This is a genomic window from Bifidobacterium apousia (genome assembly GCF_007559275.1).
GTDB classification, from domain to species: domain Bacteria; phylum Actinomycetota; class Actinomycetes; order Actinomycetales; family Bifidobacteriaceae; genus Bombiscardovia; species Bombiscardovia apousia.
In genome coordinates this window covers 241686-265632 of record NZ_VMHK01000002.1, presented here as the reverse complement: position 1 = coordinate 265632, position 23947 = coordinate 241686, and the positions used below count along the sequence as shown (strand labels likewise).

18 protein-coding genes and 1 pseudogene are annotated in these 23947 nt (G+C 60.6%); 5 read left to right on the top strand and 14 right to left on the bottom strand.

What is annotated here, in order from left to right:
• Window positions 1-2: 2 nt before the first annotated feature.
• From FPK30_RS03890 to FPK30_RS03860, 7 genes are all read right to left on the bottom strand, one after another.
• Window positions 3-2426: a S9 family peptidase gene (locus tag FPK30_RS03890; RefSeq protein ID WP_144085378.1), complete on the bottom strand. Its 2424-nt coding sequence runs from the start codon at window positions 2424-2426 to the stop codon at window positions 3-5.
• A 7-nt stretch (window positions 2427-2433) separates the two neighbouring features.
• On the bottom strand, window positions 2434-3624 hold the full coding sequence (locus FPK30_RS03885) for an App1 family protein (RefSeq protein ID WP_144085377.1): 1191 nt from the start codon (window positions 3622-3624) through the stop codon (window positions 2434-2436).
• A 10-nt stretch (window positions 3625-3634) separates the two neighbouring features.
• On the bottom strand, window positions 3635-4048 hold the full coding sequence (gcvH, locus tag FPK30_RS03880) for a glycine cleavage system protein GcvH (RefSeq protein ID WP_101431993.1): 414 nt from the start codon (window positions 4046-4048) through the stop codon (window positions 3635-3637).
• A 39-nt stretch (window positions 4049-4087) separates the two neighbouring features.
• Window positions 4088-5692 (bottom strand): L,D-transpeptidase family protein, encoded by a 1605-nt coding sequence (locus FPK30_RS03875; protein ID WP_144085376.1) that lies wholly within the window; start codon window positions 5690-5692, stop codon window positions 4088-4090.
• Between the two features lie 81 nt (window positions 5693-5773).
• Window positions 5774-6811: an NAD(+) diphosphatase gene (gene nudC, locus FPK30_RS03870; RefSeq protein WP_144085375.1), complete on the bottom strand. Its 1038-nt coding sequence runs from the start codon at window positions 6809-6811 to the stop codon at window positions 5774-5776.
• Window positions 6808-7665 (bottom strand): alpha/beta fold hydrolase, encoded by an 858-nt coding sequence (locus tag FPK30_RS03865; RefSeq protein WP_144085374.1) that lies wholly within the window; start codon window positions 7663-7665, stop codon window positions 6808-6810. Before FPK30_RS03865 ends, nudC begins: the two co-directional genes overlap by 4 nt.
• 23 nt (window positions 7666-7688) lie before the next feature.
• Window positions 7689-8318: an NUDIX hydrolase family protein gene (locus tag FPK30_RS03860; RefSeq protein WP_144085373.1), complete on the bottom strand. Its 630-nt coding sequence runs from the start codon at window positions 8316-8318 to the stop codon at window positions 7689-7691.
• A 171-nt stretch (window positions 8319-8489) separates the two neighbouring features.
• Between FPK30_RS03860 and trxA the strand changes: the two genes are divergently transcribed.
• From trxA to FPK30_RS08280, 4 genes and pseudogenes are all read left to right on the top strand, one after another.
• Window positions 8490-8834 (top strand): thioredoxin, encoded by a 345-nt coding sequence (trxA, locus tag FPK30_RS03855; protein ID WP_144085372.1) that lies wholly within the window; start codon window positions 8490-8492, stop codon window positions 8832-8834.
• 149 nt (window positions 8835-8983) lie between these two features.
• A complete protein-coding gene (locus FPK30_RS03850; RefSeq protein ID WP_144085371.1) occupies window positions 8984-9991 on the top strand; it encodes an aggregation-promoting factor C-terminal-like domain-containing protein in 1008 nt (335 codons plus the stop codon).
• A 286-nt stretch (window positions 9992-10277) separates the two neighbouring features.
• Window positions 10278-12038 (top strand): annotated as a pseudogene (locus FPK30_RS08345) (RCC1 domain-containing protein); the annotation flags it as partial.
• Window positions 12039-12164: 126 nt separating this feature from the next.
• Window positions 12165-14093 (top strand): InlB B-repeat-containing protein, encoded by a 1929-nt coding sequence (locus tag FPK30_RS08280; protein ID WP_260804407.1) that lies wholly within the window; start codon window positions 12165-12167, stop codon window positions 14091-14093.
• Between the two features lie 191 nt (window positions 14094-14284).
• Here FPK30_RS08280 and FPK30_RS03840 read toward each other — a convergent pair whose 3' ends face one another.
• Window positions 14285-15685, bottom strand: a complete 1401-nt coding sequence (locus FPK30_RS03840; RefSeq protein ID WP_144085369.1) for an NCS2 family permease — start codon at window positions 15683-15685, stop codon at window positions 14285-14287.
• A 922-nt stretch (window positions 15686-16607) separates the two neighbouring features.
• Window positions 16608-17885 carry a hypothetical protein gene (locus FPK30_RS03835; RefSeq protein WP_144085368.1) on the bottom strand — a complete coding sequence of 426 codons (1278 nt, stop codon included), beginning with the start codon at window positions 17883-17885 and terminating at the stop codon, window positions 16608-16610.
• A gap of 690 nt (window positions 17886-18575) precedes the next feature.
• On the opposite strand from FPK30_RS03835, the gene FPK30_RS03830 reads away from it, so the two are divergent.
• Complete coding sequence (locus tag FPK30_RS03830) at window positions 18576-18791, top strand: hypothetical protein (RefSeq protein WP_144085367.1); 216 nt, start codon at window positions 18576-18578, stop codon at window positions 18789-18791.
• Window positions 18792-18795: 4 nt separating this feature from the next.
• Here the strand turns inward: FPK30_RS03830 and FPK30_RS03825 are convergent, their stop codons facing one another.
• The 5 genes from FPK30_RS03825 to FPK30_RS03805 all read right to left on the bottom strand — a co-directional run bounded on the left by FPK30_RS03825 (window position 18796) and on the right by FPK30_RS03805 (window position 23737).
• Entirely contained in the window at window positions 18796-19782 is a 987-nt protein-coding gene (locus tag FPK30_RS03825; RefSeq protein WP_144085366.1) for an AEC family transporter, read from the bottom strand.
• Between the two features lie 68 nt (window positions 19783-19850).
• Window positions 19851-20630 carry a phosphate ABC transporter ATP-binding protein PstB gene (pstB, locus tag FPK30_RS03820; protein ID WP_144085365.1) on the bottom strand — a complete coding sequence of 260 codons (780 nt, stop codon included), beginning with the start codon at window positions 20628-20630 and terminating at the stop codon, window positions 19851-19853.
• Window positions 20631-20661: 31 nt separating this feature from the next.
• Window positions 20662-21642, bottom strand: a complete 981-nt coding sequence (gene pstA, locus FPK30_RS03815; RefSeq protein WP_144085364.1) for a phosphate ABC transporter permease PstA — start codon at window positions 21640-21642, stop codon at window positions 20662-20664.
• The gene (gene pstC / locus FPK30_RS03810) at window positions 21639-22592 is read right to left on the bottom strand and encodes a phosphate ABC transporter permease subunit PstC (protein ID WP_144085363.1); all 954 of its coding nucleotides are present in this window, start codon (window positions 22590-22592) and stop codon (window positions 21639-21641) included. Before pstC ends, pstA begins: the two co-directional genes overlap by 4 nt.
• The gene (locus tag FPK30_RS03805) at window positions 22589-23737 is read right to left on the bottom strand and encodes a phosphate ABC transporter substrate-binding protein PstS (protein ID WP_144085362.1); all 1149 of its coding nucleotides are present in this window, start codon (window positions 23735-23737) and stop codon (window positions 22589-22591) included. Before FPK30_RS03805 ends, pstC begins: the two co-directional genes overlap by 4 nt.
• Window positions 23738-23947: the final 210 nt, after the last annotated feature.

The following is a 23947-nucleotide window of genomic DNA, read 5'->3' as shown; positions in this document are numbered from 1 at the left end:
GTTCAGCAGCTTTGAGGGACCATGATGGACAGACACCAGGCGTTCTCGAAGGCCAGCTCCTCCCACTGCCGGTAACGTCCGCTGATGCCTCCGTGGCCTGCCTGGACCTCGATCCTGATCAGCGCATCGGCCCCCACCTGCGGCTCCTGCAGCCTGGCCACCCACTTGAGCGGCTCCACGTAGAGCACCCGGGTGTCGTTCATGGATGTGGTCACCAGGATGGCAGGGAAGTGGTCGCTGCCGAAGAGCCGGCGCCTGCTATCAGCGTCAGGCACGTTCTCGTAGGGCGAGTAGGAGCGCATGTACTGGTAGACCTGCTGATCGTGCAGGGGGTCTCCCCACTCGTCCCATTCAGTCACGGTCAGCGGCAGGTCCGGATCCAGGATGCTGGTCAGCGCATCCACGAAGGGCACATCCGCCTCGATGCCGGCATAGAGCTGAGGGGCCATGTTGGCCACGGCCCCCATCAACAGCCCTCCGGCCGACCCGCCGTTGGCCACCGTATGACGTGGATCCGCCCAACCCTGGGCCTGCAGGGCGGCAGTCACGTCGATGAAGTCCAGGAAGGTGTTGACCTTGTGCAGCCGGCGGCCCTGCTCGTACCAGGCGCGGCCCATCTCCCCGCCACCGCGCACATGGGGAACAGCGTAGAGCACGCCTCGGTCCAGCAGGCTGAGCCTGCCGGTGGAGAAGCCCGGATCCTGGCTGATCTCGTAAGCTCCATACCCGGTGATGAACATGGGTGCAGACCTGTCCGGATCATGGTCCGGCCAGGGACGGCGCTCGGGATGGTCGGGGGCCTGGATGACCGTATCGTCGGACCCGGTCCTCCCGCAGGCATCCAGCTCCGGATGCATGCCCCGCCGCCAGACCAGGGAGACCGGCACCAGAGCGCCATCCCTGACACGGACCAGAACCCGACGCTCGGCATAGCGCTCGGGCCGGAAGTCGCCCAGCACCCGGGCCCGCTTGAGCAACCGGTCCACGCCCCGGACCGGGTCCAGCTCGCGCAGCTCGGCCGGGGTCCCATAGCTGCCCCGGATGTAGCGCAGCCCGGGGGCCTGGTAGGAGGGGTTGTCCGTGGGGCCGATGCTGTAGAGACGGTCAATGCCGTCCCTGGCCTGGCCGGGCAGGACCTCATGGAAGCGCCAGGGCCGACCAGCCCGCAGATCTTCAAGTGCCTGATCCTTGGCGATGACAGCCATATGAGGCAGGCTGTCGGCCCGGTAGGTCAGAACCACAAAGCTGCGGTGGATGCCCAGCCCCTCGATGCCCAGCCCACGAGCGCCTTGAAGAATGGCGGGATTGCACGGGTCATGGTAGGGCTTTTCGGGCGGCAGGGAGGCCAGGCCTCCGGAGCGCTCGCAGCCATAGGGGCTGCCCTGGGCCAGCCGCACCCCTTCTCCCAGGCGAAACGGCGGACGGTGGCTGCGCAGATCGATCAGATCCACCTCGAAGTTGGGGTTGTTTACATTGTGGTAGACCACAGCCACCGGCAGGTCCTCCCCTGCCGGACCGGCATCTTCGAATCTGGCCAGGCTGATGTCGTACTCGACCCCCTCCTTGCGGGGGATCAAGGGCACAAACTCGCCCTGCGGATCCTTCAGGTCCAGCATGAGCACCTCGCTGGTGGTCTTGGACCCGGTGGCAATCAGCATGGCGCATTCGTCGTAGCTGAGGCCCAGCCCCACCCAGAAACGCTCGTCGCCCTCCTGGTAGACCAGGACATCCTGGTCGGCCGAAGTGCCCACCTTATGCCGCCAGACCGTGTCCGGACGCCAGGCCTTGTCCAGGCCGGTGTAGAAGACCCATCGGCCGTCGGGGGTCAGCACTGCCCCGGAGGAGACCTGGTCGATCCGATCAGGCAGATCTCGGCCTTGGGAGAGATCCCGGATGCGCAGGTCGTAACGCTCGTTGCCCCTGGTGTCCAGTCCGTAGAGCATCCATTGACCGTCGTCGCTCAGATCCAGGCAACCCAGGGAGAAAAAGTCGTGGCCTTCAGCCTCGGCGTTGGCGTCGAAGATGACCTCCTCGCCTGGCATGGACCCGGGCGCCGATGAAGTCTGAACCGTTGGAGGATCCCAGTCATTCTGGCCGCGCACCGGCAGACGGCACTGCACCCCGTACTCCTGGCCCTTGAGCGTCCGTGAGAAGTACCAGTAGCCGTGCATCCGTGTTGGCACCGACATGTCGGTCTGCTGCACCCGGTCGGTGAACTCCTTGAGCAGGGTGGCCCGCAGACCCTTCTGGCCGGCCAGCCGTTCCTGGCAGTAGCTGTTCTGGTCGCGCACATAGGCCTTGGTGGCAGGATCCTCCCGGTTGCGCATCCACTCGTAGGGATCTTCGAAGTGATCCCCATGGAAGCATCGATCAGTGGGACGGCGTTGTGCACGAGGAGGCGCGGGATTGACGGCCGAAAAACTCATGGGGCGATTATATTCTGGCGCGACGACGCAGATAGGGCAGCAGGGTTCGCATCAGGTTGGCGCCCGTGGTCCCGTAGAAGACCGGCACCTGCGTCACCGGCATCGGCTGGGTGGCCGTGCGCTTAAACAAGGATCCCAACCCGGTCTCCTGGGGGCTCAACTGGCGGATGCCGATGGCCAGGACCCGGTCCGGATATTGGCGCACCACCTGGGCGAAAGTGGCGGGGTCGCTCTGCCCGTCATCGCCCATGAGCACGAAGCGCATCCGAGGAAAGTCGGCCATGAGCTGGTGGATGAACTCCATCTTGTGCTGCACGATAGAGGGCACGAAGGTCTTGGGCCTGGGATCCAGATCCCGCAGCAGCAGGGGGCCGGCCGGAAAGCCGTGGTCGCGAATGAAGCCGCGTATGGACCCCTCCACATTCCAGGGCGAGGCCGACAGATAGAAAAAGGGCATCCGGGGGTCCAGGTCGCGGATGCGGTTGTAGAGCACGGCCATGCCGGGCACCGAGGACCTGCGGTGCGGATTTGACAGGAGCAGGTTCCAAGCAGCCTTCCAATGATTGGGCACCTGGCTGATCATGATGGTGTCGTCCACGTCGGATATGACGCCAACCGGCGTTTGGCCGGGCACGATGTACAGCGGCGCGTCCACAGGCCTGCGGCCCCGCACCTGGTAGGAGACCCGGTGCACGCCTGGGGTCAGCCGATGCTCGGCCACCAGATCAAGGTAGCCCGATCGGTCGGAGAAGACCGCATCCGCGCTCAGGCTGCGGCTGGGATCGACGGCATCGTAGACCGAGGAATCGCCCACCTGGACCCTCCCGATGGCGGTGCTGTCGATGGCCAGCCTGACCCTGGTCCGGGGCGCGGGTACGGTCAGCAGACCGCGAATGCCCCGGATGGCCGGATCCTCGCGTCTGCGGCCGTCGGTCAGGATAGTGCGACAAATCAGCCGGGAGTATGACTCGGTACCATAACCCACATAGGGTTGAACGTCGGCCGACCAGCCCATGCGGCCGGTCATATTGATGGACAGCCCCACCCAGAGGTCGAAGGCGCCCGTTACCAGATGCCTCAGCAGACGCACCGGAGCAGGTCTGCTCTCGATGTCCTCCCCAGGCGCGGCTGAATCGAAGGTGGTGCTGACCGATCGGACCCGCAGGGGCCCTTCATCACGGCCGGATCGCCTAGTCATGTCCGAACCGTCAGTTCAGGCTCTTCAGCAGTTGACCGTACTCCTCGGCGCTCATCAGATCGGGCTCGTCATCCTCCAGGTCGATCTTGGCTATCCAGCCCTCCCCATAAGGATCGGCATTGATGACCTCCGGATCATCCGAGGCCGCCCTGTTGACGTAGGCGATGGTGCCCGCCACTGGGCAGACCACCGGCTCCACCGCCTTGGAGGACTCGAGCTCGATGACCTCGTCGCCAGCATCGACGTGGGTGCCGGTCTCAGGCAGATCCAAAAATACCAGGTCTCCCAACTGGTTCGCCGCATACTCGGTCACGCCCATAGGCGCAGGAGACTGACTGGGGTCGATCCAGACGTGATCCTGGGAATACCGCAGGTGGTCGGGCACGTCCAAACGGGAGGTTCCATCACTGTGTTCATCGCTCATGGTTCCAGCCTACTCGACCGTCTGCCGCGACAGGTGCATCTACCGGGCCGGACCTGGCGGAACCTGACCCTCCACCTTGACCATGGTCCCGGCCGGGGCGTTGTCGTAGATCCACTTGGCATCCTGCTCGTACATATTGATGCAGCCGTGGGAACCGTAGTGGGTGGGGTCGCCCTTGGCGATGCCCCCGTAGTTCCAGTCGGCCGTGTGGAAGCCCTCGCTGCCGTTGTAGTAGGAGACCCATCTGACATTGGGCGAGACGTAGCCGGGGCCGCGCATGGTCTGGACAGTGTAACGCACATTGATGAAGAAGGTGCCTGTATCTGACCAGTCGCCGTCGTAGGGGCTGCCCGAGCAGATGGGGAAGGTCTTGACCTCGGTGGTGCCATGGTAGGCGGTGGCGGTCTGATCGCTCAGGTTGACCCGGATCCAGATGTCGCCGTCAGGCACGTCGTAGCGGGCCACACGCGTCTGCTCTTTATGCGGGGTGACCTCGGCACGCGCCTGGACCGGGTTCGTGTCACCCTGGACCAGGGCCTTGACGACCAGATCAGCTGTGGCGGGTACATCCGAAACCCGAACCCCGTCCACACCCTTGGTGGTCTCGGCTACCACTTCGCCCTTGGTGTTCTTGACGTTGACGGCGGTGACCATATCCCGATCCAGATGCCGGGCCAGCTCCTGATCCAGATACTGCTGGATGGCCTGCCGATCGAAGCCCAGCTCCATGGTCCCCTTGCCGAGGTCTGTCACCGGCTTGACCCAGGTGGCCACGGTGGCGGCCGGAACAGTCATGACATCGTCATCGGTCCCCTTGATGACCAGATCCTTGGCCAGCCGTTGATTGGCTTGAGCAGCCACCTGATTGGCGGTATCCAGACTGATGGGCATGCCCACGTCCTTGTAGACCAGCCCAACGGCCAGCCGCCTGCCGGGCTTGTCTATCAGGGAGGAGACAGCATTTTGCACACGGCCCAGCTCGGGCCCCTTGCCGCCACGCCCCTCCTGGGCCCTGAAAGCGTGAGCGCCGGAATCAAAGACGATAGTGGAGGGAACGGAACGGTCCTGGCGGTCGATGAAGTGCTCGGTCAGATACTTATTCATGGCCAGTTGGTCCTGCTCGGCCACCAAGGGTACAGATTCGCTATGGAAAGGGTTGAGCCGGGAAATACCTGCGGAGCCCTTGGCAGTCATGACCCTTGTGACCGTGGCATCCTGATCCACGCTCACACCCAAATCCTTGAGCCCAGCCCGCGCGGAGGCCCCTTCGCCTTTAAGCTCCACCTGGGAGTCACGCACCTGCTGATCGACGATCTGACGGACCTGGTCGCTGGTCCGGCCCATCATCATCTTTCCGCCCAAGGTGACGCCGGGGGCCACCCGATCACGGAAGAAGGCACGAGCACCGAGCCAGCACCCTACCAGAAGCAACACAGCCAGAAGCAGCAGGGCCAGGATGGTACGCCCCCGATGACGGCCCGACGAGGCCTCGTGGGCAGGACCTGCGCCCAGTGCCCGATTTGCTTGCTGATCAGCGGACAGGTCCACAGGGTCGGGCCCGTCGCCGGTCGTCGGCGGCATGGTCACAGTTTCGGCCTGGTCGACGTCCGAGATACGAGGCTCTTCTTGCCCCTCCATGGCCATAGCACACCTTTCGCTGCATACAGTTCCCTGCAATATCTTACGACAGGACCGGGTCCGAAAGCACGGGACTTGCCAAACGGGTCAGAGCTCGCTGCCGTACCACTGTGCAATCATGTACCTGGCTACGCTGGCTGCCTGGGGTATGCGCAACCGGTCTGAGGCCAGGGCCGCGCCGAATTCCTCCCGCGTGAACCAGTTGGCGTCATCGGTCTCCTGACCATCCACCCGGATATCCGTATTCAAGGATCTGGCTCTGAAGGCCACCATCAGGGAGGATGGGAAGGGCCAGGGCTGAGAGCCCAGGTACCGCATCTCCCCCAGGTTCAGGCCCACCTCCTCCAGGGTCTCCCGCCGGACTGCATGCTCCAGATTTTCCCCCGCCTCGACGAATCCGGCAGTGACTGAACGAAAATCTGGAGCCCACTGCCGATTGTGCTGGAGCAGAAGCCGATCGCGGCTGTCCACCACAGCCATGATCACCGCGGGTTCGATGCGGGGAAAGAGCGTGTGCCTGTCTCCTGATGCACGCCCCTGGCAGATCTGAGCCCATCCGGCCTGGCAAGGATGGACCGGAGCGCCGCAGCGTGGGCAGAAGACCTGGCGTCCATGCCACACGGACAGAGCGACTGCGCAGGTTGCCAGGCCCACCTGCCGCGGACGGCCATGAGGGGCGTACTCGCGCAGGGCGAGCCAATCGAAGCGCTGGTCCGCGGCCTGGGCCAGGTCACGAAGAGGGTCCTGGACAGCCCGACCAGCGCAGGCAAGATCCAGATCCAGAGCCAGCCAGGCCTGACGGTCGGCCGTCCCCAGGTAGTAGCAGGGCGGCTCAAACTGGCCCGTCGAGCCTGCCAGAGGACCCCGCAAGTAGGCAGCGGGCAGGGTGGCCAGACGGATGCTGGCCCCGGTGCGACCAGCCAAGGCCCCCTTACCCCTAGGCACGGCCACCTTCTCGCCCCGCACCAGGATGACCCCAGTGCCCTCCTGGTCCAGCAGGCGGTCAAGCAGCCCAGGCTGTTGCCGCGATGCCGTGTCATAGTCCACGTCCCCCTGAACCAGGGGCAGGAAGGGCAAGGGCCCGGTAAGGGCCAGCGGGGAAAAGACCGTTTCAGGATCGCTCATGCCTGCCTCCTTACACGATCAACCAGGTCCAGCAGGGCAGCGGCCACCTGATCTGGATGCTCGACGGCGCTGAAGTGGCCACAGTCATCGATGGCGGTGAAAGTCACGTCGGTTCCAGCCTGGCGCATGGCCTGAGCCAGAGGCTCCATGGCGTGTGGAGGGCTGGAGGGATCGCAGCGGCCGCTGACCAGGGCCACGGGCACTCTGATGCTGCCGGCCAGGCCGCTCTGATCCGGGCGGCCTGCAGCCATCCGTTCCCGCCAGGCGATGCCCCGGGGGTCCTGGGACTGTATCCATTCGGTCATGGTCTGCACGAAGGCGGGCGAGCGCTTAACCGTGGAATCGCCCTCCTGGGGCCTGGCGAAGTGCATGACCGGATCCAGCGTCCCCTCCACCTCGCAGGTTCTGGCGATCTGCAGGCGGTTGGCCCTGGAGGCCGGACGGTCAGCCATCATGGTGGTGTCGCACAGGGCCAGCCCGGCCACCGTCTGCGGATAAAGCCTGGCCACGGCCTCGACCAGGTAGCCTCCCATGGAAAGTCCGACCCAGATGGCCTTCTGCGTCCCCGTAGCGGCGATCATGTCTACAAAGGCCTGAGCCATGGCATCCAGGGCGCCAGGCAGGGCGCCATCAGAGTCAGCCGGACCAGAGGACGCCGGCTCAGGCAGGGGGCAATTGCCTGCCCCGGGCATATCCGGAGCATAGACAGGGAAGGGTGCCATGCCTGCACGGTCCGCTTGGGCGATCAGCGAGGCCGCACAGCGATCCCACATGCGGTGGTCCACAGGAAAAGCATGGACCAACACCAGCGGCAAGCCCTCCCCATGGCGATATACGGTATTGGCGATGGCCATGCTCGCCTCCAAGGATTCGCGGCTCACAGCGCACCGGCCCAGGTCAGGGCGCTCATCAGCACCTTGCCGTGCCCACCGGGCATCTGGCTAATGAAGGACTCCAGCATGTCACCCTTGGGATCGATCCACTCCACATCCAGGGTCTCATCCTGGGGCTTGCAGTCCCCGGCCACCGGCACCAGATAGCACAGAGCAATGGCATGCTGGCGCGGATCGTAGTACTCCGAGACCCCTGGCGTGGGGAAGAACTCAGCCACGGTGAAGGGCTGGGGGCTGGCAGGCAGTACAGGCAGGGCCAGCTGGCCCAGATCCTTGGCGATATTTCTGGCCAGAGCCTCCCTGATGGTCTCATGGTAGAGGATCCGCCCGGTGATCAGGGTGCGCTCGATGTTGCCCTGATCATCCATGCGCAGAAGGGTGCCCACCTGGGTGACGGCGCTCATCTCATCCACGCGAACCGGCACTACCTCCACGTAGGGCATGGGCAGACAGCGCCGCGCACGCTCGATGGCGTCTCGATCCAGCCATCCAGGGGGATTCGAACCCGAAAAGCCTCGGTTGAAGTCCTCCGGGGTGATGTGGGAGAAGGCACCACGGTCGCGATCGGCATCGAAGTCGTCATCATCGGGAATCTCGTCGTTCAGCACTGGCATGGTTCCATTATCCGTACCAGGCTTGACTGCCCACGGGACCCCGCCGGACATCTCCACCCAGAGCATATTCGGGCGCTTTCTCCAGCCTTGATGGAATGCTGATGATTGAAAGCGGTTGCTAAGCACGGGAGCTTCCCGCGCGACAGTCAAACTACTTTAAGGAGCGTTATCATGGCCACCACGACTATTACCTCGGAAAACTTCGAGCAGACCATCAAGGACAACGATCTGGTGCTGATTGACTTCTGGGCCACCTGGTGCGGACCCTGCAAGGCCTTCGGCCCCATCTTCGAGAAGGCTTCGCAGGCCAACACCGACATCGTCTTCGGCAAGGTAGACATCGACCAGAACCAGGATCTGGCCGCGGCCGCCGACATCCAGGCGGTGCCCACCCTGATGATCACCAAGCAGGGGCAGATCATCTTCAAGCAGGCCGGCGCGCTCAGGTCTTCGGATCTGGATGACCTGATCGACCAGGCACGCAAGGCCGATTTGTCAACCCCGGCACAGGTCTGAGTCAGTCGAGTTGGTTCCACAACAGGTTTGCACTAAAGTAGAGCCGTGTGTGTCCAGTGACCCTTTCGGCACTGCCGGAAGCGTGCGGTCGATAGGAACTGACCAGTCGACTGATCACTGAGGATCTGTCGGTCCAACAGAGGAGAGTAATGGCGAACCACCGTAGAGGACGGATGAGTGCGGTCAAGGCTCTGACCAAGCGTCAGTGGCTGCGGCTAGCCGCCGGCGTTACCGTTCTCGGCATGGTTATTGGCGCAGGCTTCGTCTCGCGCGACTTCTATACATCCACTGAGAGCTCGGCCAAGTCAGGCGTAACTTCCTATTCCGCTACCCAGAATCTGGGCACAGTGTCCCGTGGGAGCACCAGACAGGCTATCCGCAATGGTGCGGGCGGTGCCAATTCCGATACCTCCTACGTGAATGTGCAGATCAACGGGAAGAACAAGGTGGTGCTGGGCAACGGCTTCACCAATGTCAAATCGGTCCTGGAGGCCGGAGACATCACCCTGCAGCCGGGCGACCAAATTACTCCCTCGCTGACCAGCCGGGTCAGCGAGAAGACCGTCATCCGCATCGACCGGGCCAACGCGCAGGTCAAGACGGATGAATCGCCCATCCCCTTCAACACCATCGAGGAGAAGACCGACTCCCTGCCTGCAGGCACCACCAAGGTCAAGACCGAGGGACAGAACGGCGTCATGGAGACCACCAGCCTGGTCACCGCAGCCGGCAACAAGCACCTGACCAGCAACATCTTCGCATCCTTCGTCAAGACCGTCCCCGTGGACAAGGTGATCCTGGTGGGCACTGGCGGCGGCACCCCTGCGCAGTCCGGCTCGACCACCACCACGACCCCTGTAGGCGAAGCCCAGAGCATCGCCCATGATCTGGTCACCTCCCGCGGCTGGGGCGAGGACCAATTCACCTGCCTGGTGCAGCTGTGGAACAAGGAGTCCGGCTGGCGGACCAACGCAGCCAACCCCTCAGGCGCCTATGGCATTCCCCAGGCATTGCCCGGCAGCAAGATGGCCTCGGCTGGCCCCAACTGGCAGACCGATGCCCACACCCAGATCGTCTGGGGACTGGGCTACATCCAGGGCCGTTACGGGAATCCCTGTGGCGCGTGGGCCCAATCCCAGTCATCCAACTGGTACTGATCCCTTTTCATAAAACTCAATCAGGAACTTCCGGCAGGCTTCTTCAGTTTGCTGGAAGTTCTTTTTTGCCTAAGAAGCAATCAGTTAATTACCTGCCTACAATTCGATCGTAAAGGCAAGAGCAAAGCCCGGATGAAACCCCTATATTCCAAGGCAGTGATAGACTAATTCCGATTGAACGTCATGCAAGCTGGTCTTGGGGATTGAGTCGGGGACGCAGGTGCCACGTTGCATGCACTGTTGCTTTCGAAGGAGACTGTATGCAATCCTCATCTAGGAGTCGTGCGTGCTGCATAGCTTCTCTTGCAGCTATTATCGCCTCAGGGCTCGTATTGGCAAATCTCTCTGGAATCGACCTGGCACAAGCGGATGCTACCGCATCCCCAACGGCATCGCAAAGCAAAGAAAATCAGGGGGGGGGGGGGGGCTGATCCCAAGCATACCTGGTTCAACTCAAACTCCCTCTAATACTCCCACGCCAACAGTGGCCCAAACGCCAGATTTCCGTATCCAAACAACACCCTCCCCTACTTTTCCATCCCCCACTGCACTAACCTCAGCAAGCTCTGCCACTTCCACCCGGTCGGCAAGCCCCTGCGCCAATAATCAATGTTCAGTCACCTTTGACACGACTCAGGCTGACACAGCGACCCCTGCCACTCAGACTATGCCTTCGGGAGGTCTGGCAAAACGTCCGACCGATCCAACCAGGCACGGGTACTTCTTCGATGGCTGGTTCATCGGTCAAGTAGCCTACGACTTCAACCAGCCCGTCACCAGCAACTTGAAGTTGACCGCAAAATGGACAGCTGGCGACGGCCATTGGTCCTTGGCGCCTGCACACGGAACTGCATTGGGAGGCACCACAGTGACACTGACTCCCCCAGCGACCCGTAACATCAAATTCTCTCAAATTACTTCAGGAGCAACCCATTCCTTGGCTCTTGGGTCGGATGGAAGTCTTTATGCCTGGGGTGATAATAGTTCAGGGCAAGTGGGCGATAACAGCACCACTTTGCGACAAACTCCAGTGAAAATAAACAAGCCGGCCAATACATCGGACCAATTCACATTCACTACCATTGCCGCTGGCGACCATTCCTCTCTTGCTATCGGTTCTGACGGAAATCTCTACGCTTGGGGAAACAATACCCGTGGACAACTTGGTGACGGAACTACTGAAAACAAGTTGGCTCCTGTCAAGGTTCCGAAGCCTGCAGGTGTTTCAAATGGATTCACCTGGACACAAGTAAGCGCCCGATGGGATCACACCCTGGCATTAGGCTCAGATCACAATCTGTACGCCTGGGGCTGGAACGGGTACGGCCAGCTCGGCAACACCAGCATCCCTACAGGCAGCGATAATCTAGCTGCGTACAGTAGCAAGCCTGTACTTGTCAGCACGCCAGCCGGAGTCACTTTCACTCAGTTAAGTGCTGGACGGTATGATTCCTTGGCCCTAGGCTCAGATAAGCAATTGTACGCCTGGGGTTTAAACGCCAGCGGCCGCTTGGGTGACGGAACCGAGATTCAGCGATTTACTCCTGTTCCGGTCCACCAACCCGCCGGCGTTATCTTCTCACAGTTCAGCGCAGGAGATACATCTTGTTTCGCAATCAGCACGAATGGGGATCTTTACGCCTGGGGATGGAACGGGTACGGACGGCTAGGAGATGGCAGCAATGCTGAAGATAGAAAGACGCCCACTCTCATATCCCCGCCCGACGGGGCATCGGCAGGATTCACCTGGGCTCGAGTCATGGTGAGAGACGATCACGTCCTGGCCATTGGCTCGGACGGCAATCTCTATTCCTGGGGACTTAACGAATACGGCCAACTAGGGATCAAAGATATAAACACCGATGGTTCGTACATCAATAGACCGCATATTGTCGATCAATCAACTACCTCAACTGCCCAAAAATTCACTTGGACTCAGATCAATGCAGGATGGAGAGAATCATCTGCATTAGGATCAGATGGAAACCTGTACACCTGGGGATGGAACAACGGCGGACAGCTAGGTGATCCAGCCGTTCCCATAGGCGATAATAGCCAGGCGAGGAGGCTGACTCCCGGTTTGGCGGCCTTCCCTCTTACACCGGATGTTACTGCGGTCAAATTCGATCAAACCCTGGGCAGCAATCTGAAAAAATCGGGTACAAACTGGCAGGTGGCAACGCCAGCTCATAGGAAGGGTCAAGTAAAAGCGACCATCACCTGGAATCTCTATGGTCCGCAGCCCGATGAGATCCTGGACTACACCTATGACCCGCTCACCTATGTTGTCACTTTCGACAAGGCCGACGGCAGCCAGCCCACCAGTCAGTCGGTCATCGAAGACCAGATGGCTTCCAGACCGGATCAAGACCCGACCCGTCCCGGCTTCCTATTTGATGGCTGGTTCAACGGCGATGCGGCCTACGACTTTTCTTCCCCCGTCAAGGGTTCCACGAAACTGACAGCCCACTGGACGGCAGGCACCGGGCAATGGAACATCTCTCCCAAGCAGGGTCCCGACAGTGGTCAGACCAAGGTGACCCTGGTTCCACCTGCAGCGCGAGGCATTAGGTTCAGCCAAGTCAGTGCCGGCGATGATCATTCATTGGCTCTCGGATCGGATGGAAATGTCTATTCCTGGGGTGCCAATACATACGGACAGCTTGGCGATGGGACCACAACGGACCGCTTGACCCCGGTTCAGATTCCCAAGCCGACAGGCGTGAACCGATTCACACAGGTCAGTGCAGGAAAAGCCTTCTCATTGGCCTTGGATGACCAGGGCCACGTCTGGGCATGGGGTCTTAACAGCTCCGGACAGCTGGGCAACAATACCATTGCTACCAATGGCTCATCTGCATACAGTTCAAGCCCGATTCGCGTGCAAGCCCCAAGCGGGATGACGGCAACAAGCTTCAGCCTCACCGGCATCAGTGCAGGAATCACTCATGTCCTCGCCGTAGACGGGCAGGGCAGAGCCTGGGGTTGGGGGTCCAATGAATTCGGTAAACTGGGTATTTCCTCTGGCACTGTGGCGATGACAGGAATCACCACCAGACCCGTCCAGGTCGCAACCCCGCAAGGTGAGACGACGGGATTCCGCTATGCACAGGTCAGTGCGGGCGGCTCACATTCTTTGGCGACCGACACCCAGGGCCGTGCCTGGGGCTGGGGATCAAACCAGAACGGTGACCTGGGCAATACGAGCGATGTGGCGCTTAATAGCTACACCTTCACACCTGTCCAGGCCAAGCCGGGCACCAATCCGACAGGCGGCTTCAAGCCTGTTCAGATCATTGCCGGCAACGGCCACTCCTCCGCCCTTGATGATCTGGGACGTCTATGGACCTGGGGCGGGAACAGCAATGGAGAGCTCGGCCTGGGCGACACCACCACAAGGACTGCCCCATCCTTGGTAGCCATGCCTGCAAACGTCAGCACGTTCACGCAGTTGACAGGCAGCAGAGTTAGCGGCAATTCGCTGGCTCTGGACCAGAACGGAAACATCTGGGGCTGGGGTCAAAACTCAACAGGTATGCTGGGGACTGGAGGCACAGGCAGCCTAAACAAACCAACCAGGATGAGCAATCCATCAGGCATTGACCATTTCGTCAAGGTCAGCGCCGGCACTGGCCACACCCTGGCCATCGCCTCCAACGGCAGCACATTGGGGTGGGGAAACAACAGCCAAGGAGGGCTGGGGAACAACGCGACACAAACGACTTATTCTCCTGTCAATGTGCTCTTCCCCTTCAGACTCGGTACTCCGTCTGCAGTGCAATTCGGAGATACCTCAGGAACCAGCCTAAGCTCCACGGGGCAGAAGGACGGCGCCTGGACTGTGCTGACGCCGAACCACCAGGCCGGCGACACGGCTGTCAGCATCGCTTGGACGCTCAATGGGGCTCCACAACCCAACGATGAGACCAATGCCTTCCGTTTCATCCACTATGGCATCCTCCCCCTGACCGGAGAGGAAGGCATCCTAGTGACCATTCTAACCGGCTTGCTGGCCGCAGTCGCTGGCCTGGCCGCCAACCGGCAACGCCTTGAAGCACAAAGCGCACAAGGCGGAAAAGCAGCCGCTCGGCACAAGCACTGACAGGCACGAACGAGCAGGGCCCCGTCACTACAAAGGTGGCGGGGCCCTGCTGCGGTCTCTGTGCCTGATTTGCTCTCTGCGCACCCTCAAACAGTCAGGTCAACCTGACAACAGCATGACGACGAACCGCACTGCTGAGCAATGGTCCTGAAGAATGCTGCTTGTGGAGAGCTCGTAATTCTAAAACTGGCTTAGAGAACAGCCTGGAGCACGAAGTCCAGGATGAAGAGGGCAGAGACCGCCCAAATGATGGGGTGAACCTCCTTGCCCTTGCGCTTGCAGACCATGGTCAGGCAGTAGGTGATGAAGCCGGCGGCCACGCCGTATGAGATGGAATAGGCAAAGCCCATGAAAATGGCCGTGAAGAAGGCCGGTATGGCCTCAGACAGCTGGCCCCACTCAATCTCGGCGAAGGAGCTCATCATCATGCAGCCCACAATGACCAGGACGGGCGCAGTGGCCGCCGAAGGCACAGCCGAGATCAAGGGAGCGAAGACGGCACTGAGCGCGAAGCAGGCGGCGATGACTACCGAGGTCAGTCCCGTCCGGCCGCCAGCTGCGATGCCCGCTGCGGACTCCACGTAGGTGGTGGTGTTGGAGGTGCCGAAGAGAGCACCGATGGAGGTGGCCGTAGCATCGGCGAACAGGGCCTTATCCATCTTGGAGCTGAAGCCTCGGCCGCTTTCCAGAGCCTGCTCGTCCTCGGCTGAGAAGATGCCTGAGCGCCGGCCGGTGCCCACAAAGGTGCCGATGGTGTCGAAGGTGTCCGACAGGGAGAAGGCGAAGATGGTCACCAGAACCACTGGCAGCTTGGCCGGGTCTGAGAAGAGCGCAGGGAAGCCCTCCGGACTGAAAATGGCCAGGAAGGTCTGCGGCAACTGTGACCAGGCCTGACCCAGATCGACCGACTTGGCCATGCTGGTGACCCCCATGGGAATGCCCAGGAGCGTGACCGCGATGATGGCGATGACGAAGGCGCCCTTGTTGATGAAGGCCAGATGGCCCTTGAACTTGAAGATCAGCAGGAAGACGGTCAGCAACAAGCCGATGACGAAGAGGATGACCCCGGGGGTGTTGAAGGTGGTCAGCCCAGGGTTGGCGCCGGCCGCCGAGGTCTTGTCAGGCGTGAACTTGATGATGCCCACATTGAGCAGACCCACATAGGCGATGAAGACGCCGATGCCGCCGCCGATGGCGTGCTGGAGCAGGGGCGGAATAGCCTGGATGATCATCTTGCGCAGCTTGGTGGCCGTGACCAGGATGTTGATCAGGCCGCACAGGAAGACCATGCACATGGTCTGCTGCCAGGTGAAGCCCAGCCCCTTGACCACGGTGAAGGTGAAGAAGGCATCCAGTCCGACTCCTGGCGCCACGCCGTAGGGCACGTTGGCCACCAGCCCCATGATCAGAGTGCCGATGATGGCAGCGATCAGAGTGGCGAGAAAAACGGCGCCCCAAGGCATGCCCGCTGTAGAGAGCACTGAGGGATTCACCACGATGATGTAGGCCATGGCGAAGAAGGTGGTGATGCCTGCTACCACTTCCGTAGAGACTGTGGTATTATTATCCGAAAGCCGAAATAGCTTATGCATATTCGATTCCTTATTGTCTTATTTGGCGATGAGACAAGGAAAGAATATCACGAGCACTCGGCTTTTTCTGTTACAAGTCCCCCACCCTATTGAGCTCTAGAGTTATACGCCAAGATTTGTGCACGTTAGTCTGCGATTTCAGAGTATTTGACTGATATGTGGGATTCGGTCCAGTCACTGGCGGTGCCTAGGTGTTGTGCTAGTGAAATCAGAAGCTATTGGGATGTCAAAAGCTTCCACGACAGAAGTGTTCTAGCTTTCATCTCTGTTTTCAATGGTGCGCAAACTTGTTTCCATGAAATACAGAGTTTGTGCGATGCCTGTCCAGACTGTTGCAGCTTGGCTCGTGAAATGATGCTGCTGATGAAGGACCGTGTTGCCGGGTACATGATTTGATCTAAATCGGCTTCGGATCCTTCCAACGAAACCAGGAAGTTCTAACTCGTATCCTGATCTGTGATTCACAGACTCCTTTAATATATGACCACAAGCCATACCCAGTATGGCCCGGACTAATCGTGCAATATGCGAAAGGCTACCGCCTAAGCAGAGTGCGCCTTATCGCCATGCTTCAAGGTATGACCCTACAATTCACAGCACTTTGCTCCAGTTGAATCCGTGGTGTTGAAGTCTACGGATTCTTTCACGTTCTGAACGGAATCTCGGTACCTATCAGCAGCTTGCATGATCTGAGACTGGAAATTAATAGAGGCTGCCGTGGATGAGGAAGCATGGGGGCTTCGTTGTGTTTGGTCTGGAAGGCCGAAATCCTAGTGTTGGTTAAAAACCTGAGATAAGGGGTGATGACTTATGGAGCCTTCTGGGAAAGCGCCTGCAACGTTCTTATAGTTCCATTAAGCCATGCAGGAAACATATGAGGCTATGAGGTTAGTCTGATTTGGGAATAGGAGTGTTAGGACTATTAGTCGTGGCAGACATATCTCATTGTTACCTGCCCTGTGAAACAGCCGGGCACCTTCTGGCCGTCTTTGGTTTGGTAACCGATGACCCGTCCGCCTTGGCAGTCGACTTCGTATAGATTCCTCACAGCGAACCAAGCCTTTCGCTTTTGATACCGCTTCTCGTATGCCGGAGGCTCGTATCCTTTCGGCGGCTGTGCGTTGTTCCCATAGCCGTAGGCGACGATTTCACCTACGGCCGCTTTCTTGCCTCCAGCATCAACCAGGAGGATTTCCCTGAGCTGGGACCTGTTCTTTTCTAGCGGTGGTTTCCCGACGGTCATAAAGGTGCGTCCTCCATGACTCTGTGAGTTCTCCAATTGGGCTTCAATGACCTCTGCCCCGCTGTAGGAACCACTGGAGGTCAGCTTGTAGGCCACGATTTCCTTACTAGAGGGGAGTGGATCGTTTTGCTGGTAGGACTGCAGCAGCCCCGGGTAATATTTGAGTTTGGCCACTGTCCGGTAGGTGCGGCCTGTTTGGCCCATGACCCAGTCGCTAATGTGGGGGTCGATGGCCGACAGGACTGCGAGCATCTTATCCAGATACTGGTCCGTTTGAATACTTAGGACGTTCTCGCCATGGGAGACCCTGTTACGTAGGCGGCGAATTCTATCGATGTCAAGCAGGAGTTTCACCCGTTGTCGATCATTGACCTTGTTATGGGTCATCTCCGGAAAGGCCTTATACAAAGCCTCTTTCCAGAGCTGTCGTGCATCCGCTGCCCACTTGAGGACTGTTGGGTCTTTGCTTGTGAAATCCGTAGGTCCGAGTAACCGTTGCCAACCTCCGAACATCAATTGCGCGAATGCATCATTCCTGTTCGGGTATTGGCCATGCTTTTTGTGATTAGGATTCTTTTCCCATATCCGGTATACCCTGCGGCATGAGTCCCACAGCTTCCTTATATGGCCTGCGCCCAGTAGTTCCTCAATAAGAGGCGGCACCTGGCTCAAAGGAGCGGTCTTATGACCTTCGAACCATTCGGACGGCGGCGTTTCCCCAAGCCAGTCGTCGAATCCGTTAGCATGAGCCCAAAGCATCAGCTCCTTGTCCATTGCATTGCGCACACTCATCTCGACAAAGGAGATCTGCGTGACTGCCACTCCGGAGAATAAGGTATTCCAACGGTATAAGTCCGCGGCTTCCACTCCCGGGTGTTTCCGAGCCTCGTTCTTATAGGGTTCCAAGCGCTTCTCTGATATCGCCAGATCCATAATCGAGTGAGTTGCAGTCTGCATAAGGCCATGATACTATATAAGAGCAATAAGTTCTTCGCCCTCACATCGCGAGATGTGGGGGCGTCGTATTTTTTGGGTCATATGCCAAAATATTCGCAGGTTAGTCGGTGCTGCTGGGGTATCTGACGGGGGTGTGCAGTTCGTTCTAGTCGATAGCGGTGGCTTGGTGCAGATCTTGTTGGCTGTGTTGCCAAGCGAGGTCGTTCAACCGTTCGAAATTCTGGTCACTGCAAGTGTGGGTGGCCGGCCGGACATCTCTCTGGGGGTCGGCGGCGTGTTGATGACCCCGCTGGCAGATGGCTCTGATTTCGTGTTCCGAGCCCAGCCCATTGTGGTTCCTGGGCAAGGCGCGCAGTCGTTAGTTCATGATTCGAGCAGATTGTTATTCGTGGGAATCGGGGCCCCGCACCGCTAGCACCGCCACTGGGTGCGACCTGTGCTGGTAGTGCCCAGACCAGGCAATTCGGTGTCTTCATGCTTTCTAAGGAGAGCAGGCATCTACTGGATGCTTCTAGCCCCACCCCGATAAGGGCTTAGAGGATGAAAAACGCACACATTTTGGCGTATAGCCCGAGTTCCAATACCGCCGCAGAGCTGTCCGCCCACCTATAATCGGCATACCGGCAGGGCCCTGAAGCCTTCCTTACCTGGGGATGAGTTGAAGGGCACGGCGCTTTCTAGGAGGGGTATATGGCCAGGAACAATCACTGGGACCAGGACGATCAGAAGCAGTATCAGCATGTCCACGACAGCGAAGTCGATCGCGGACAGGATGAACGTGCTGCCGAGCGGATTGCAGCAGCGACGGTCAACAAGCAGCGCACCCGTGAGGGCCGCACCCTGCGCCAGGAGCAGGCGCGCCGCGACCAGGGCACAGACGTCAAGAAGGACGAGAAGAAGGACTGAATCCTCAGAGGGCGCCCATCAGCAGATGCGCCAAGACCATGAGGACCGCACCGATCACCGCAGTCAGGGCCAAGGTGAATCCGGCCAGACGGGCGTTGCCCAGGACCTTGTCGGTGAACATGGTGGCGAAAACCGCCGTAGGAGCCAGGCAGCACAGGGCCACCGCCTGACGGATCAAGGGTTCGAAGGGCAGCAGATACCATGCGGCCGTCGCGAACAGGATGCCGAAGGGCAGTCGCCAGGCCAGAATCTGCAATACGGACTTGACATCATCCCGTCCGCCAGGCAAGTCCATGAGCATGCCCACCATAAGCATGGAGCAGAAGGCGTTGGCTGCCGAGAGTGGACGGGTGATCTGGGCCGACCAGTCTGGCAGCGAGATCCCGGCCAGCGTAAAGCCCACCATGACCATGTAGGTGTCGAAGGATGGCGAGCTCAGGAAACCCTTGGCTATGGAGATGGCTGCCGCCTTGCGATGGAGTTTGCGCGCATCAGGGTCATCCAGCTTGACCGGCTCTCCTGCATCGGGATCCAGGGACTGGCCGGGGCGAATATGCAGAAGCCCCTGGGTCATGACATTGGTTCCAGCGGAAACCATGACCGAGTTGCCGATGTCGAACATGGCGGCGGGAACCAGGGCCGCCGTGCCAAGCAGCGACTGAAGCATGGGGAAGCAGAAGCATCCGATGTTGAAACCCGATCCGTTGAGCATAAGAAAAGCCCGCTGAGCCGTAGGCCGATGCTTGCTGGTCAGGAAGATGGCCAGGGGCGGAATCAGCGAGGCCACAAAGGCGAAGGCCGAGACCAGCAGCAGGCTGGGATCGTGAGGGTTGGTAGCGAAGGAGTAGATGATAGCCCCCGGCAGGACCAGGTCGAACACCACGGTCTGCAGCACCCGATAGTCCAGTGGGCGAAAGAGACCAAAGCGCTTGAACAGGTAGCCCACCAGGATGATGCCCAAGAGAGTGGCTGGTTCCAGCAGTACTCCCATGCCCTCGCTCCTTCCGTGGATGCCGGAACCATGATACCTGACGGGCGGAGGCGCAGACCGGTTCTGTCTCAGCCGAAGCGACCGGAGATGTAGCGCTCGGTGTCCGGCTCGTGCGGGTTGGAGAAGATGGTGGTGGTGTCGTCCATCTCCACCAGATGGCCGGGCTGACCCAGGGCCTTGAGATTGAAGAAGGCTGTATAGTCCGAGACCCTGGCGGCCTGCTGCATGTTATGAGTGACGATGACGATGGTGTAGTCCCGCTTGAGCTCGTTGATCAGATCCTCCACAGCCAGGGTGGAGATGGGGTCCAGGGCCGAGCAGGGTTCGTCCATGAGCAGGACCTGGGGGTGGACGGCCACGGCACGGGCGATGCAGAGCCGCTGCTGCTGACCGCCCGAGAGCCCGATGCCCGGCTTGTCCAGACGATCCTTGACCTCGTTCCAAAGGTTGGCCCCGCGCAGGGCCCACTCCACCAGGTCGTCGGCGTCCGACTTGGCGATGTGCTTCTTGTTGAGCCGGATACCAGCCAGGACGTTCTCCCGGATGGACATGGTCGGGAAGGGGTTGGCCCTCTGGAAGACCATGCCCACATCCCGCCGCACCTCGACCGGGTCCACATCCGGTCCATAGAGGTCGCGACCCTCCAGCAGCACCTGCCCGCTCACATGCGCCCCCGGAGTGATCTCGTGCATGCGGTCCAGGGTGCGCAGAACCGTGGACTTGCCACAGCCGGAGGGACCGATGAAGGCGGTGACCTTGTTGGCCTGGATCTGCATATTCACGTCCTGAACGGCCAGGAAGTCGCCGTAGTAGACGTTCAGATGGCTGATGTCTATGCGTTGGCCCATGTTCCGGCCTCCGTTTCTCTCATGGCGGCACTCAATGGGTCCGCCCAACAGCAAAGATGCGCGAGACCAGCCGCCCCAGCAGGTTGAGCAACAGGACGATAAGGATCAGCACCAGGGCCGCAGCCCAAGCCCGCTGCATGTGGATATCAGTCAGGCATCCCGGGTCGGCGCTCGGTCCACAGACGGCCAGCCCCTGGGAATACTCGTTGTAGACGAAGACCGGCAGGGTGGTCATCCTCCCGGAGAAGAGGTTGGGGTTGGTGGTGGCGATGAAGCCCGAAGCGATCAGCAAGGGCGCCGTCTCACCGATGACCCGTGCCACAGCCAGGATGGTGCCCGAGACGATGCCGGGCAGGGCCGTGCGCAGAACAATGCTGGTGATGGTACGCTGCTTGGTCACCCCCAGGGCATAAGCGGCCTCGCGCAGGTCGTTGGGCACCACAGCCAGCATATCCTCAGAGGTCTTGACCACCGTGGGCAGCATGAGCAGGGAGAGGGCCACCGAACCAGCCAGGCCGTTGACTGTGCCCGGTCCGACCACCAGGGCGAACATGGAGAAGGCGAAGAGGCCGGCCACGATGGAGGGGATTCCGCTCATCACGTCCACCATGAGACTGATGGCCTTGGCCAGGCGGCCTCCGTGGGCGTACTCGACCAGGTAGACCGCGCACATGACACCCACTGGAATGGAGATGACCATGGATCCAAAGGTGATCTCCAGGGTCCCGATTACCGCGTGCAAGATGCCGCCATAGCCTCCGGTCGGCGTGGGGTTGCCCCCTACCACACCGCTCATGTTATGAGTGAGGAAGTCCGGCGTCAGCCGTCGCACCCCCTTGGACAGACTGACCCAGAGCACCGAAACCAGCGGAATCAGGGCCACCAGGAAGGAGAGCCCGATCAGGACGGTCATCAGCCGGTCCTTGCGCTTGCGCGCCCGGATGGAGGATCTGGTTGGCCTGAAGCGGTCAAAATCGATAACCGGTCCGCGATCAGTTCGGCTTGCCATCATGCACCCGCCTTTGCTGTGATCCTGCGCGCCAGATAGTTGACGATAAAGGTGATGATGAAGAGGACCAGACCGGTGGCCACCAGGAGGGCCACGCCCTGGGAGTCCGCCTCAGGGAACTGGGCGGCGATGTTGGCGGCGATGGTCTGGCTGGTGGAAGCCTGCAGCAGCCGAAGGGAGTAGCTGAGGCCCGGCGAGAGGATCATCAGCACCGCCATGGTCTCGCCCAGGGCGCGGCCCAGCCCCAGCATGGAAGCAGAAATGATCCCCGAGCGACCGAAGGGCAGGACCGCGAGCCGGATCATCTCCCACTTGGTGGCGCCCAGGGCCAAGGCGGCCTCCTGCTGGAGTCGAGGGGCCTGGATCAGGATGTCGCGGGTGACCGAGGTGATGATGGGCAGAATCATGACCGCCAGCACCAGGGCCACGGTGGCCACGGACCGGGCCGGGGCTGCAACGGGTCCGGAAAAGAGCGGAATCCATCCCAAATGAACAGACAGCCAACGCCAGAAGCCGGTGATATTGGGAACCAGGACCAGAGCCCCCCAGAGCCCGTAGATCACCGAGGGCACGGCGGCCAGCAGGTCGATCACCGTGCTGAGCAGCGTAGACAGGCGGGCGGGGGCGTAGTAGCCGATGAAAAGGGCGATGCCCAGGGAGACTGGGAAGGCCAAGAGCAGGGCCAGGCCGGCAATCAGAATGGTGCCGAAGACCAGCGGGCCCACATAGCCCAGGAAGCTGCTTGCCCGTCCACCGCTCAGGGAGCGTATGGCCTGGGTGCGGGAATCCGGGTCCCCGGTGAAGGCCGGAAAGGCCCGCAGGATCAGAAAGAGGGTGACCGCAGCCAGGGCCAGCAGGATCAGGATGCCCGCCCCGGTAGCGCAGGCCTTGAAGATTCGATCCACCCGTTTGGCCTGGTGCAGGGTTGCGGTCTCGTCCGGTTTCTCGCTCATGCCTTCCCCCCGATGGTCTTCACCGAGGCCATGGCCTGGCTGCGCAGCCCCTGCCCCAGCTCGGCGCTGCCCGCATTGGCCGCAGCCATGCGCTGGCCCTGCTCGCTCAGCAGATAGGTCAGCCAAGCCTTGGCGAACCGGGCCTTGGATCCGTCCGGATCATGTCGATAGGCGGTGCAGACCACATCGTAGGAGACCAGGACGATGGGATAGGTATGCTCCCGGCTGGTGCGATGGTCCACAGCCAGGACCACCCGTCCTGGCTGGCTGGCCTGGGGATCCCGCTGGGCCAGATCAAGCAGGTTGGCTGTGGTCTTGGCTGTAGGCGGCTGCCAGGTCTTCCCCACTTGGACGGCCACCGTGCCCAGCCCGGTGGTCTGGGCCGCGTCCGCATAGCCAAAGGTGCCCTCCGCCTGGTTCATGGTCATGACCACGCCGGCAGTGCCCTTGGCGCCCTGCCCCAGGTCGTTGGGCCAATTCTCGCCCGCTGGATAAGGCCAGGCAGACCCGGCTGTGTCGTGCAGGTAGGACAGGAAGCTTTTCGTGGTGCCGGACTTGTCCGAACGATGAATCACCGTGATGTCCAAGTCGGGCAGGTTGACCCCCGGGTTGAGGGCTGCGATGCGCGGATCCCGCCAATTGGTGACCTTTCCGGAGAAGATCATGGCGATCAGAGCCGGGTCCATCCGCAGATGGCCGCCTGAGCCCTTGGGCCACAGGTCAGGAAGATTGTAGGCTACGGCGATTGGAGTGGCGTAAACGGGCAGGTCAATGGCCGTACCGGAACCGCAGACCTGACGCGAGTGCTCAAGCTGATCGGCGGTCAACGGCGCATCGGTGCCGGCCCAGATGGTCGAACCTGACAGGAAGGCGTTGACACCAGCACCGGAGCCTGCCGGATCATAGGAGATGCGCGCCCCCGGATGCTGCTTGCGGAAGCCGGCTATCCATGCCTCGTCAGCACTCTGCTGGGAGGATGCGCCAGATCCGGCGAACTCGCCTTGGAAGAGGGCTTGATCTGCAGTATTGCCTGATCCGCTGCTTGCGGCAGGGACGTTGTCACCGCAGGCCGCCAAGGGAATCATCATTGCCAGGGACATGAGGAGGGCCGGGACTCTGCCACGACCATGACCATGTGCATGCATGCTACCTACCTCGACCGCCGTTGCATTTCAAACGTCCGTCCTCATCAGCCCGTGTCGGATCCTCCCGTACTCACATTACCGAAGCTCGCCTCACACAGCATACTGGAAACGCTGACCGCCGAAAAAGGTCGCGACATCCGCGTCAGCCATGTGGAAAAACCCAATCGCAATCCGCAGACTGGTATATCATAAGTTCATTGTCAGACGCTT